A 12,293-nucleotide genomic window follows, 5' to 3' on the forward strand; every position below is an offset into this window, starting at 1 on the left:
ACCAACTGAACTACCACTCCACATTTTCGTTGCTGACTGAGTCTCCCCTGACAGCGGCGTGAATAATACGAATCACCCTCTAGTTCGTCAAGGGGTTTTTTGTATTTTTACAGGTTTTTTAGTCATCTGACATCGAAAGGTTTAAAATTTCACCTGATTTGTCATTTTTTGAGCCATTTTTGCCAACTTCATTTTCATTCGTTGCTTGCTCATCATTTTCGGTTTGATTTTTTTTCTTTAAAAACGGTAAAGAAAATTTAAATTTCAGTGGTTTCTTCTGAACAAAAATTCTAATTGCTAGCCAACCCAATAAAAGTACGGCTAAATTTCCAACAACAATTAAGATCACCATGAGCATGGTGGACGCTTTTTGTTCTTCTTCAATAATTCGTTGTTGCTCCGCTTGCGCTTCTAAATCGATTTCAGGGCGAACAATTTCTGGTACAGCTTCAATTGGTCGCTCAATTTCAAATTTATACGTCGGTAACGTAGCCATAAATTCACGGTCATTTATATTGCTACCAAATACAGAAAGCTCAACACTGTATCGCCCCCAATCATAATTTTTAATGGCCAGTTCCCGTGTTTGCGATTTATCTGCATCTAAAGAGAACATTTGCTCTTCATTATTTGGGTAATAAATTTTCCCTTGAATGAGCACGGTTTCAGGTTTGACGATTTCAGGGTTCAGCGAGATTGTTAAAATATGATCATCTTCATCTTGCTCAGCAAGTGCTATTTCATAATCAAAAGGCGGTTCATGCACCACAATTGGCTTTTGTACTACGGTACGCTTTAATATAGGCGTTTCTATATAAAGCTCTGGCTGCCACTCTCCTGCCGGAAAGACCAGCTTAAACTCACCGGTAAATACACCATCAAGCGGACGCTCATCAAAGCCACGGCCATCATCTTTAAAGTCAGTGACACTTTGCGTACCAGCACCAAAGTTTGCGAAATCACTGTTATTAGTGCTGACAAAATCAACATGCAAACTGATTACATCACGAAACTGGCCAACTTTAATCGGTTCACCGTCATTTAATACACGGCCCGTCAGTTTTATAGTCTCACCACGAAACAGCATAGGCGGGAGTGGATCAACATTAAGCTCTATTTCACCCAGCACCATAATACGGCTATCTGGCAAGATACTGCCGACCACTTGCCAAGGGCCAGGCATAGGATTGCTAATGGTGATCAAGTCATAGCTCAGTTCATCATGCCAATCGAGATCATTATTTTTAACTGAGTCAGTCGCGTAATACTTAGTACCATCAGGGCGAACTAACACCACAGCTGGGGCACCGCGCTTACGAAAGAAGAGTAAGGTAACTTTATCGATTTTATGATCGATACGAAAACGGTTCTCTAGCAGGGGAATTTCATTTTGCACCCCATCACGTTCTAATGGGGTTATTTTATCTTGCTCGTTGGCAAATCCCGTGAAGGGAATTAAACACACTAATCCTGCTAGCAGCTGTTTTCTCATTTTATTACCTTATTCTGTACGCCATAGGCATTGGCCACCCTTTGCAACCAAGTCTAAACGCTCTTCGTGAGCGGCGTGCTCTTGTTCTGTTGCTCTTAATACCACAAGCGGTGCTCTATCTGCACTTAGTCGGCGAATACCACCCATTTGTTGAGTTGAGCCTTCATCTTTATTTTGATTAAGATTCAGCTTTACTTGCCCACCGGTCATTGACAGGTAAACATCAGCTAGGATCTCGGAATCCAGTAATGCGCCGTGTAACGTACGCTTTGAGTTATCAATATCGTAACGGCGGCAAAGCGCATCAAGGTTATTCTTTTGACCTGGGTGCAAGTCACGCGCCATTTTTAATGTATCAAGTACACTACATACATCGGCAGTATTCGGAAAACCTTGATTTAACAATGCAAACTCATTGTCCATGTGGCCGATATCGAACGCTGCGTTATGGATAACAAGCTCTGCACCACGAATATACTCTAAAAACTCATGGGCAATTTGGTGGTACAAAGGTTTATCACGCAAAAATTCATTGGTGATACCATGTACGTCTATTGCTTCTTCTTCTATTTCACGTTGCGGATTGATATACACATGAAAGTTGTTGCCAGTAAGACGGCGATTTACAAGTTCAACACAACCGATCTCAATGATGCGGTGGCCTTGCTTTGGGTCAATACCCGTGGTTTCTGTATCTAAAACTATTTGTCTATGTGCCATATCGTCTTAAGCCTGACTCTGGTATCTTTCTATATTCACTTTATTGTACACAATATCAAGGTAAAACAGTGCAGAAAACCGTAGAGATTTACACCGATGGATCATGTTTAGGAAATCCAGGGCCTGGAGGGTATGGCATCGTGATGCGATACAACGGCCACGAGAAGCAATTAAGTCAAGGCTATACCCTAACAACAAATAATCGGATGGAAATGCTCGCAGCTATCGTTGCACTAGAAACCCTCACCCGCTCTTGTCATGTCATTCTGACAACCGATAGCCAATATGTGAAACAAGGTATTGAGTCATGGGTAGAAAATTGGAAAAAACGCGGCTGGAAAACCGCAGCTAAAAAACCGGTTAAGAATGTCGATTTATGGAAACGACTCGATGCTGCCTGCCAACAACACAGCGTAGAATGGCGCTGGGTAAAAGGCCATAGCGGTAATAAATACAATGAGATTGTTGACGATCTTGCCCGCGAAGCAGCTGGCAGCGATCAATTACTTGAAGACACAGGTTACGACGGTAATTAAAAGCTCCTTGAAAGAAACTTGGCGCAGGCCGTTTTATATTTTTGTTATATGTTATAAGATTTGGCTATAACGAAATATAAAGGATTCATTATGGCTCTGCGCATTCACTCTTTTTTTCATCAACAAAGCGCCACACTCTGCTACTTAGTATGTTGCGAAAGCACTAAAAATTGCTTATTGATTGATGCGCCCGCTGATTTTGATATGCCAAGTGGTGAGTTAAGTTTTACCACCGCCAATGAGATCATCAGCTATATAAAGACCGAGCAGCTGACATTGCAATGGCTCCTTGAAACCCATGCCCATGCAGACCATATCACTGCAGCAAGTTATATAAAGCAGCAATTACAAGACACACACCCTTGTAAGCTCGGCACGGGTGAAGGGATCACTCAAGTGCAACAGCACTTTAGCCAGCTTTATAATCTTGATATGCCATGTAATGGTGAACCTTTTGATGCTTTGTTTGCTGATAAAGCACAATTTCAGTTAGGTGATTACACGGTAGATGTGATTGCCACACCGGGCCACACCCCTGACAGCGTGTGTTTTCACATTGATGGCAATGTATTTGTTGGCGACACCTTTTTTATGCCAGACAGTGGCACAGCCCGCTGTGATTTCCCAGGAGGCAGTGCCGGTGAGCTATATGATTCACTACAACGAATTTTAGCGTTTCCTGACGATACGCTACTTTGGATGTGTCATGACTACCAACCTGATGGCCGCCCGCTGGCGAACAAAACCACGGTTAAAGAGCAGCGCGAGCAAAACATTCATTTAAAAGGCGATAAGCAACGTTTTATTAAAACTCGGGAAGGCCGCGATGCAACCTTAGCAGTACCAAAGCTGTTGCACCCTTCTATTCAATTAAATATTCGTGCAGGTCAGTACCCAAGCAAAACAGATACGCAACAACACTATTTAGCCATCCCGCTCACAGTGCTGCTTTGATGTTTGCCTGAGCCCTGCTCCTTTTACCGGCGAAAATTGCGGCCTTGCATGCCATTTAGGTTTAATTGGTGTAAGCGGGGCCACACGTTTTCGAGCCACCAGCAAATACACACTGCCCATTGGCTTTAAATATTGTTGACCAAAACTGCGCCACGCAGCAAAACGCGATAAACGGTTACCTCTTGCAAGCGATGAATGGATAAATCGCTCATCCGAAATAATTTCAAAACCCAATAGATTCAACCAATCTTTTACTCGCGATGGTGTGAAAAAGCGCCCTGTCCACGGTAGCTTTTGGCGGCTAAAAGGTAATAACTGCGCCAATCCACACAAGCTAAACGGGTTAAAACCTGTGATCACGATGTAACCACCGGGAATTAAAGTACGATGCGCTTCACGTAAGATATGGTGCGGATCAGAATGATATTCTAAGCAATGCGACAATATGCAAGCATCAACACTGTGCTCATAAAAAGGTAACTCGTCTACATCAGCAATAACACCAGTAAATAACCCCTGCTCAGCTACGCAAACTTGATGCTTTATAGGACTTTCACTGGTTGCCAGCTCGCCACTTAAATTACCAAGTTTTAGCATGTGATAGCCAAACATACGTGGCAGCCATGGTGTTAGCTTACGTTCAATTTCAGCACGTAAATAGTCACCATGAGGGAACTGCTGCCAAGTGTATGGCTTAGGACCTTCTTGAAAACTAAGGGCTGGTTTCATTTTCTGAGCTCGTTATACTGTTTGTTAACTGTCACTTTATAGAGCAATTAAACATGGTGCAAGTTAAAGCAATTAAAGCCTTTTCTGATAACTACATTTGGTGCATCAGCAATGAAGCTGAACAAACAGCGTGGGTGGTCGACCCAGGACAGGCAGAGCCCGTTCTAAATTACCTAAGCGAAAATAACTTATCACTCGCAGGGATTTTAATTACCCATCATCACTATGATCACACCGATGGCGTTGCAGCCCTGGTAAAAACATTTCGTGATATCTCGGTGTACGGACCAAGACACAGCCCTTTCAAAGGCATTAGCCATGGCGTTTGTGAAGCGGATAAGGTGACGGTGTACGATTACACTTTTACTGTGCTTGCGACACCAGGGCATACTCTCGATCATGTTTGTTACATTAATGATGAATTAAGTTTTACTGGCGACACCTTATTCAGTGCTGGCTGCGGACGATTATTTGAAGGCAGCGCTGAGCAAATGTGGCACTCGCTCTGTAAATTAAGAGCTCTGCCCGATGAGTGTAAAATCTACTGCACTCATGAATACACGCAGGCTAACTTAGCTTTTGCAAAGGCGGTTGAACCAAATAACGAATACCTTCTCAGCTACAGTGATAAAGTAGATAGACTGCGAGAAAGCGGCAAAATAAGCTTGCCAACTCAATTAGGCGTGGAAAAACAAATAAATCCATTTTTACGTAGCAATATAGCAACAATCACTGATGAGCTGCCTGATGAGCTAAAAATTAATTTGGATCTGAATGAACCTTGGCAACGCTTTGCAGGTCTCAGAGCCTGGAAAGATAAGTTTTAAAAAAACGTAAACACCGGTAGTTACAATTTTGTATATTTAGATCAGCATCTTGCAATAATAAGCTGACATAAACTGGTCATAAAGTGGCAATATGTTCTCAGAGCAGGTAATATTCGCCGAGTTTTTTTACCTGATGTATGGGTATATATGTATAAGTCTCCTTTAGTTTTATCACTTGCGCTGATTTTAAGTGGCTGTCAATTAACAGCTTCTGATTCAGCAAGTACAGATGTTGCAAGCAATAATGTTGAGCAACAATTAGACGGCGCAAGTCCGAGCGATATCAATGATGCATTGATGATTAACGCTCAATATCAACAATTAACCGATATTGATGAGCCGCCTCCTGTATTTGATGATGTATGGGAGCGTATTCGTTATCAGCTTTCGATTGATGTGCCACAAAACCGCCCAGTTGTTGCTGAGCGTAACTATTATGCCCGTCATCAGGCCTATTTAGATCGTATCTCTAAGCGTGCTGAGCCTTACCTATACTTTATTGTAGAAGAAGTCGAAAAGCGTCAAATGCCAATCGAAATTGCACTTTTACCTATTGTTGAAAGTGCGTTTGATCCATTTGGTTATTCACACCGCAGTGCCTCTGGTATTTGGCAATTTATGCCACAAACTGGTGAACGTTTCGATTTAAAACAAAACTGGTGGTATGACGGTCGCCGTGACATTGTGCAATCAACCCGTGCAGCGCTTGATTACTTATCATATTTACACAAAACCTTAGAAGGCGATTGGTTAAACGCCATTGCGGCCTATAACTCAGGTGAAGGTCGTTTACTGCGTGCGATTAAAAAGAACCGTAAAAAACATTTACCTACGGATTTTTGGTCGCTTGATTTACCAAAAGAAACCACCTCGTATGTACCTAAACTGTTAGCCCTGTCTGATCTAGTTAAACGCAGCGATGAGTTTGGTGTTAAGTGGCAACCAATTATTAATGCTCAAGTTGTTGAAGCGGTTAATGTAGGAAGCCAAATAGACTTAGCACTTGCCGCTGATATGGCAGATATTAGTTTAACGGAGCTTTATCGTTTAAACCCAGGTTTTAATCGCTGGGCGACAGATCCGAATGGCCCACACTTTTTATTATTACCGTCTGATAAAGTTGAAGCATTTTCTGACAAACTAGCTAAAACCGAGCAAAAAGACCGCCTACGCTGGCAGCAATATGTGGTCGCTCGCGGCGACAGTTTATCTGTGATTGCGAAGAAGTTTTCAACTAGCACAAACGCGATTAAAACCCTGAATAAGCTTTCATCGAATACTATTCGTGTTGGTCAGCAATTACTTGTGCCATTAAGCGACGGTGAGATAAATAGCCAGCATTTACCAAAATCAGTGCGTATGGCGGCTAATAAAGCTACACGTAAAAAACTTAGCCATAAAGTGGCCAGTGGCGATACATTGTGGGATATCAGCCGTGAGTACGATGTCACTATAGCTGAACTTGCAACATGGAATAAGCTTAAAAAAGACGCTGTTCTGCGTGTTGGTCAAAAGCTCACTGTGTACAAAGAAGAAAAGTCACAACTTGCAGCAACGCAAATCAAAGAGCGCACCATTACTTATAAGGTTCGCCAAGGTGACTCATTAGCACGCATTGCCGCTAAGTTTAATGTGTCTGTAGAAGATATAATTAAATGGAATTCATTAGCTGGGCAAAAATACATTCAACCTGGGCAAAAACTGAAGTTAAAGGTTGATGTACGAAGCTCATAATTGCTTCATCCAATATCAAAAAAAGAGCGCCTAATGGCGCTCTTTGTCTCTCTCATTTAGTATTTATGCTTCAATGCCCATAAGTGTAATAACTCATTAGCAATGGTCGCTGCAGCAATCGCTGTTAGTTCACTTTGATCATAAGATGGTGATACCTCAACTACATCCATACCGACCATATTAATGCCCTTCAATGCACGAAGAACTTTAAGTACTTTATCGCTGGTTAAACCACCACACACTGGTGTGCCTGTCCCTGGAGCGAATGCTGGATCAAGGCAGTCAATATCAAAGGTTAAATACACAGGTAAGTCACCCACGCGCGCTTTGATTTGCTCAGCGATATCTTGTGCAGGTAAATCATTTGCAGCCATTGCGTCTATCACTGCAAACTCATGTTTACTCTGATCAAAGTCAGTACGAATACCGATTTGAATGCTGTGATCAACATCAATTAGCCCTTCCATCGGCGCATGATAAAACATTGTACCGTGATCATAGCGCGAGCCATTGCTGTAAGTATCTGTGTGGGCATCAAAATGAACTAATGCCATTTTACCGTGTTGCTTAGCATGGGCACGCAGTAACGGCAAAGTCACAAAGTGGTCACCACCTAAGCCCAATAATGTTTTACCTTGACGAAGAATTTGCTCAGCGGCTAACTCTAACTGCGCGGTAAAATATTCAGGGTCGCCTACTGGGTAAGTAAAATCGCCTGCATCAGCTAATTTTAAACGCTCAAACAACGGAAACGTCCACGGGTACTTGGTTTCTTCCCATGCTAGGTGCACTGAGGCACGACGAATTGCGTCAGGACCTAAACGTGCACCAGGGCGACCTGAGGTCGCCAAATCAAAGGGTAAACCTAACACCACTACATCGGCATCGATTGCTGTGATGTTCTGCACCATCGGCTGACGTAAAAACGTCATGCCGTTTGAATATAATGAATGATCTGTGTGGTCAAACAATGTCGACATTGCTTATAACTCTTCTAAATAAGTGTAACCATTTAAGCCAGTTTGCAGCTCATCTAATACGCTTTGCTGTTCAGTTTCTGGCAGTTTTGCCGCCACCAGCTGGGCGTAAGATTGCTGGAAGCTTTCTACATCTAAATGTACGTAACGCATCATGTCAGCAACGGTATCACCTTCGTTGATTTCGGTGATTTGCGCTTGACCTTGCTCATCCATTTTCACAATTGCACTGTGCGTGTCGCCAAATAGGTTGTGCATATCACCTAAAATTTCTTGGTACGCACCGACTAAGAAAAAGCCCATTAAATACGGTTTTTCTTCGCTAAATGCTGGCACAGGTAATGTGCTTTCAATACCTTGACCGTCAACATAGTGCTCCATCGCACCGTCTGAATCGCACGTAATATCAAGTAAAACGGCACGCTTTTGTGGTGCTTCTGTTAAGCCACTTAACGGTAAAACAGGAAACACTTGGTCAATACCCCATGCATCCGGTAATGACTGGAACAATGAAAAGTTCACAAAAAACTTATCGGCTAAACGCGCATTTAATTCATCAATAATCGGGCGATGAAAACGGTTTTTGTTATCCATATGTTTGTTAAGTTCATAACATACACGTAAGTTAACTTGCTCCGCCCATGCTCGCTCTGTTAAATCTAACAAACCAAGTGCAAATTGATTATGTGCCTCAGCTAAATCGCCTTGACTATCATGATAAATTTCGATTAATGCACGGTCGTCATTGTCATCACTTAACTGCTGCCATGATGTCCACATGTTTTTTAATAATAGTGGTGCATCAGCGGCTGGGGCTTGAATGTCTTCTGGTACATAGCTTTCGGTGCCGATAACATTCGAAATCAATACAGCATGGTGAGCTGTTAACGCACGACCTGACTCAGAAATAATGCGCGGCATTGGCTGCTCATATAACTTACAGGTATCACCAATGGTGTATACGATGTTATTAGCGTATTCACTCAGGCTGTAGTTCATTGAGTTATGTGACTGGCTACGAGTACCGTCATAATCTACCGCTAAACCGCCACCAACATCTAAGCAATCAATTTGTGCACCTAACTTGCGTAATTCACAGTAAAAACGCGCAGCTTCACTCACACCTAAACGAACATCGCGGATGTTTGCCATTTGCGAGCCTAAGTGAAAGTGTACAAGTTGGATCAGATCAAGTTGATCAGACGCTTTAAGGCGATTAACCACACTGAGTACTTGCGATGCCGACAAACCAAATTTTGATTTTTCGCCACCACTTGCTTGCCATTTGCCCTTACCTTGCGACGCTAAACGTACGCGAATACCAATGCGCGGCTTTACGTTTAACTCTTTAGCTTGGCTAAGCACCATGTCTAGCTCAGATAGTTTTTCGAGAACAATGTAAACCTTGTGGCCTAGCTTTTCGCCAATCAGTGCTAAACGAATGTATTCTTGGTCTTTGTAGCCATTACACACAATGACAGCACTGGTTTTTTCTGCCATTGCTAATACAGTCAATAGCTCAGGTTTACTGCCCGCTTCTAGACCCAATTGCTTCTTTTCAATATCAGCTTGGCTTGCAACAATTTCTTCAACAACTTCACGCTGTTGGTTTACTTTAATTGGGTAAACAAGCAAATAGTCTTTCGGATAACCATAATTTTCAATCGCCGTGTTAAATGCCTGACATAAGCTATGTACACGATGATGTAAAATTTGTGGAAAACGAACCAACGCAGGCAAGCTTAAGCCTTTGTCTTGTAATTGCTGTGCGATATCGATTAGTGCAATGGTTTGCTCTGGGGCATGGGCCTTTGGCGCAACATACACATCACCTTGATCATTAATACCAAAGAAACCTTGGCTCCAATGACGAACATTGTAACTCGTGCGAGCTTGTTCTAGTGATGTTGTCTCTTTCATCTATCTTTCTCTTTTATTTTAGTAGTGCCGAATTCGGCAAGGGTTGTTGCCGCGCATTAAAAGAAAAATAGTGATTCAAGTCCAACAAGAATTTTTACTCGTAACGAGTGATTTTTGATGTGAAAAACTGATCGATAAACCCCCAGTTTTATTAGGGTTTAATTTAGTTGTTAGATTTTAAAATTCCTTTAGATGGACAGGCACTCAACATGGCAAATGAGCAATTTTTAAAAGGACAGTCACTGCAAAAATATATGTTAGAAAATATGTGTTAGTGAAATCCATCTTTATTTCAGTGGACAGGCACTACTTTTGTGATGTCATCAGCTTTTGAAGAGTTTGACCCTAGTTGCCTCCACGCTTCATATTGCTCATTGTCATGCCACGTAATACCGATGTACTCTTGCCAATTTTTGAAGTCTTTTGTGCGGTATTTTTCAACACCACACCCTCCTGCGCCAAAAGCAGTACGGCAAATTTTTACTGTAAGATAAGTACCATCAAAATTCAGCAGTGATTGCTTATTGTTGCAAACACTCAAAGCACGTGTAGGAAATGTAAGGATTACTTTTGTTTTTATGGTGCCATTATGATTGAAGACACCAGTGAGTGAATGACATGAGTTTAAGTAGAGCTTTGTACTACCAACCGTAAGGTCGGCTTGCTTACGCTGAGTAGTATTGGATTCCTGTGATTTATCACCACAGGCAGCAATCAACAAAGCAGTAGCAAAGCACATGATTTGTAAGGAGTATTTAAAAATTATGATGTCCTCACTAAAACATGGCTTTATTAACTAAATTACTGGTTAAGCCCTAACTCCATGAATAAGCTTTGTGGATTTTCGCTGTAATTACCAAACGGACCACAACGATTGAAGCCTAAGTTTTCGTATAGGCTGATTGATTCTGTTTGCTTAGGGCCTGTTTCTAATCGAATTAGCGGAATTTGCTGCTCACCAGCGTGATGCAAGAGTATTTGCATAATTCTACGTGATAACCCTTTACCACGGTAGCTTGGTTTTACATATAGGCGGCGGATTTCACCGTATGGAGGATTGCCTTCTTGCATCACGATAGCACCGCAAGCAACAATACCATCTTCATTTTTCAAGCCAATAGCATATACATTGGGTTCAGCAAGTTCTTCAACACTTAAGGATTGAGCAGTGGCAACAGGATATAATGAGTTTATGAGTCGGTCTATATCAGAAAACACGTGTACTACTTCTGGATCATGTGGATTTAAATCGACTAACTGCATAAAACTCCCATTTTTATATGTCGTTTTTGTTAATGATGTTAACAATAATATAGGATCTTAGTCTGATCCTCTACTGTTGTTTTCAATATTCATTTTTATAGGTACTTTCAGACCGCCATACTATCGCTTAGTTCAACGCTATGTAACTGAAAAAACGCCCAGTTGATAAAAATTAAAGTCCAACCTACACCGCTCATTTAAAGATTAATGATTTTTACTGACAACTCTAAGTGGACAGTCACTGTTAAAAAGGCTGACATTGCAAGACAGGCATCTATAAATTGGCAAATATTTAAATTAAAAGGGGGATTACTGAATTTTTTCTGTCTTTAAACTTAAAAGATGTGGTTTTATAGAAAGAGTTAAACGAACCCCATACTTTTGAAGCGTAATTCTGTCATTTTAAATATCTCAATGTATACCGAAAGCAGTGATTTGAAAGCTCTACTCTAAATTACATATAAATTAGCCAGCAAGTAATAACTTACAGCTTGTTAGGTTACTTCGTCGCTTACGAGCAGTTTTACTGCAATAACGTTCAATAGCCCCAGCTCTACCTGCAGCTCCATGAAATAAATTTTCAAACTGTGTTGTGAGCGTTAACCATTTTTCCGGTTCGAAATTCAGCCTTTCAAGAATTGGAGGTAAATGATGCTCTATATATCCGGGCTTATCCGAACAAATACAACGACCAGTTTGCTCCACTAGTAACAGGTATGACTTTAACTCAAAAGGTATACCCTTTGATTTATACTTACTCATGCCACCAACAAAACGAGCTAGTAATTTAGGTTGCTTTGACTCCTTCACGCTCTGGCATCGCTTTTTAAAGCTGGTATAGTCCGATTGCTCCGGCGTGCTCGCAGCTTTAGTACGAACAGGGTTTAAATCAACATAGGCCATACATGCTAATAGAGCAGGTTCATCAAGGAGTGCTTGGCTTTTAAAGCGCCCTTCCCAAAAGTGACCCGTACACTCGTCTTCTTTATTTGCCCGTCTGGCTATATATTCATTAAGCATTCGCATGAACCAACTAATACTCGAAAGGCGCACTCTGTATTCTGCAACCTCTTTATTTAAGAAGACTTGTTGGCCGTCACTTAAAGGCTGACCATGAAGAAATTTTTGACCTAAAGGCGTT

General features: G+C 41.6%; 12 protein-coding genes. 4 read left to right on the plus strand and 8 right to left on the minus strand.

Features of this window, described 5'->3' with window-relative positions:
* Window positions 1-118: 118 nt before the first annotated feature.
* Entirely contained in the window at window positions 119-1,492 is a 1,374-nt protein-coding gene (locus CWC28_RS20270) for a TIGR03503 family protein (protein WP_063706038.1), read from the minus strand.
* A gap of 9 nt (window positions 1,493-1,501) precedes the next feature.
* The gene (gene dnaQ, locus CWC28_RS20275) at window positions 1,502-2,212 is read right to left on the minus strand and encodes a DNA polymerase III subunit epsilon (RefSeq protein ID WP_063706040.1); all 711 of its coding nucleotides are present in this window, start codon (window positions 2,210-2,212) and stop codon (window positions 1,502-1,504) included.
* A 68-nt stretch (window positions 2,213-2,280) separates the two neighbouring features.
* Here dnaQ and rnhA point away from each other — a divergent pair, with 68 nt between their 5' ends.
* Together rnhA and CWC28_RS20285 are read left to right on the plus strand one after the other, a co-directional pair.
* Window positions 2,281-2,748: a ribonuclease HI gene (gene rnhA / locus CWC28_RS20280; protein WP_063706042.1), complete on the plus strand. Its 468-nt coding sequence runs from the start codon at window positions 2,281-2,283 to the stop codon at window positions 2,746-2,748.
* A gap of 90 nt (window positions 2,749-2,838) precedes the next feature.
* Window positions 2,839-3,702 carry an MBL fold metallo-hydrolase gene (locus tag CWC28_RS20285; protein ID WP_063706044.1) on the plus strand — a complete coding sequence of 288 codons (864 nt, stop codon included), beginning with the start codon at window positions 2,839-2,841 and terminating at the stop codon, window positions 3,700-3,702.
* On the opposite strand, the gene CWC28_RS20290 is transcribed toward CWC28_RS20285, so the two are convergent.
* Window positions 3,673-4,431, minus strand: a complete 759-nt coding sequence (locus CWC28_RS20290; RefSeq protein WP_063706046.1) for a class I SAM-dependent methyltransferase — start codon at window positions 4,429-4,431, stop codon at window positions 3,673-3,675. The two genes, CWC28_RS20285 and CWC28_RS20290, sit on opposite strands and share 30 nt — an antisense overlap.
* A gap of 53 nt (window positions 4,432-4,484) precedes the next feature.
* Here CWC28_RS20290 and gloB point away from each other — a divergent pair, with 53 nt between their 5' ends.
* Complete coding sequence (gloB, locus tag CWC28_RS20295; RefSeq protein ID WP_138625673.1) at window positions 4,485-5,258, plus strand: hydroxyacylglutathione hydrolase; 774 nt, start codon at window positions 4,485-4,487, stop codon at window positions 5,256-5,258.
* Between the two features lie 147 nt (window positions 5,259-5,405).
* Window positions 5,406-6,992: a LysM peptidoglycan-binding domain-containing protein gene (locus CWC28_RS20300; RefSeq protein WP_138625674.1), complete on the plus strand. Its 1,587-nt coding sequence runs from the start codon at window positions 5,406-5,408 to the stop codon at window positions 6,990-6,992.
* Window positions 6,993-7,048: 56 nt separating this feature from the next.
* Here the strand turns inward: CWC28_RS20300 and speB are convergent, their stop codons facing one another.
* The 5 genes from speB to CWC28_RS21975 all read right to left on the minus strand — a co-directional run.
* On the minus strand, window positions 7,049-7,972 hold the full coding sequence (gene speB / locus CWC28_RS20305) for an agmatinase (RefSeq protein ID WP_063706052.1): 924 nt from the start codon (window positions 7,970-7,972) through the stop codon (window positions 7,049-7,051).
* Window positions 7,973-7,975: 3 nt separating this feature from the next.
* Window positions 7,976-9,889: a biosynthetic arginine decarboxylase gene (gene speA, locus CWC28_RS20310; protein ID WP_063706054.1), complete on the minus strand. Its 1,914-nt coding sequence runs from the start codon at window positions 9,887-9,889 to the stop codon at window positions 7,976-7,978.
* Between the two features lie 292 nt (window positions 9,890-10,181).
* On the minus strand, window positions 10,182-10,610 hold the full coding sequence (locus CWC28_RS20315) for a hypothetical protein (protein ID WP_138625675.1): 429 nt from the start codon (window positions 10,608-10,610) through the stop codon (window positions 10,182-10,184).
* Between the two features lie 80 nt (window positions 10,611-10,690).
* Complete coding sequence (locus CWC28_RS20320) at window positions 10,691-11,152, minus strand: GNAT family N-acetyltransferase (protein ID WP_105174581.1); 462 nt, start codon at window positions 11,150-11,152, stop codon at window positions 10,691-10,693.
* 465 nt (window positions 11,153-11,617) lie between these two features.
* A partial coding sequence (locus CWC28_RS21975) for a transposase (protein ID WP_171038329.1) occupies window positions 11,618-12,293 on the minus strand: 676 nt, incomplete at its 5' end.

Source organism: Pseudoalteromonas sp. S4492, assembly GCF_005886115.1.
In the GTDB taxonomy this organism is placed as follows: Bacteria; Pseudomonadota; Gammaproteobacteria; order Enterobacterales; family Alteromonadaceae; genus Pseudoalteromonas; species Pseudoalteromonas gelatinilytica.

Excerpts from the sequence above, each read along its gene's own strand:
- CWC28_RS20290 (WP_063706046.1), bottom strand. The coding sequence starts at position 4,431 with ATGAAACCAGCCCTTAGTTTTCAAGAAGGTCCTAAGCCATACACTTGG.
- CWC28_RS20320 (WP_105174581.1), bottom strand. The coding sequence starts at position 11,152 with ATGCAGTTAGTCGATTTAAATCCACATGATCCAGAAGTAGTACACGTG.
- gloB (WP_138625673.1), top strand. The coding sequence starts at position 4,485 with ATGGTGCAAGTTAAAGCAATTAAAGCCTTTTCTGATAACTACATTTGG.
- dnaQ (WP_063706040.1), bottom strand. The coding sequence starts at position 2,212 with ATGGCACATAGACAAATAGTTTTAGATACAGAAACCACGGGTATTGAC.
- CWC28_RS20285 (WP_063706044.1), top strand. The coding sequence starts at position 2,839 with ATGGCTCTGCGCATTCACTCTTTTTTTCATCAACAAAGCGCCACACTC.
- speB (WP_063706052.1), bottom strand. The coding sequence starts at position 7,972 with ATGTCGACATTGTTTGACCACACAGATCATTCATTATATTCAAACGGC.
- CWC28_RS20270 (WP_063706038.1), bottom strand. The coding sequence starts at position 1,492 with ATGAGAAAACAGCTGCTAGCAGGATTAGTGTGTTTAATTCCCTTCACG.
- speA (WP_063706054.1), bottom strand. The coding sequence starts at position 9,889 with ATGAAAGAGACAACATCACTAGAACAAGCTCGCACGAGTTACAATGTT.
- CWC28_RS20300 (WP_138625674.1), top strand. The coding sequence starts at position 5,406 with ATGTATAAGTCTCCTTTAGTTTTATCACTTGCGCTGATTTTAAGTGGC.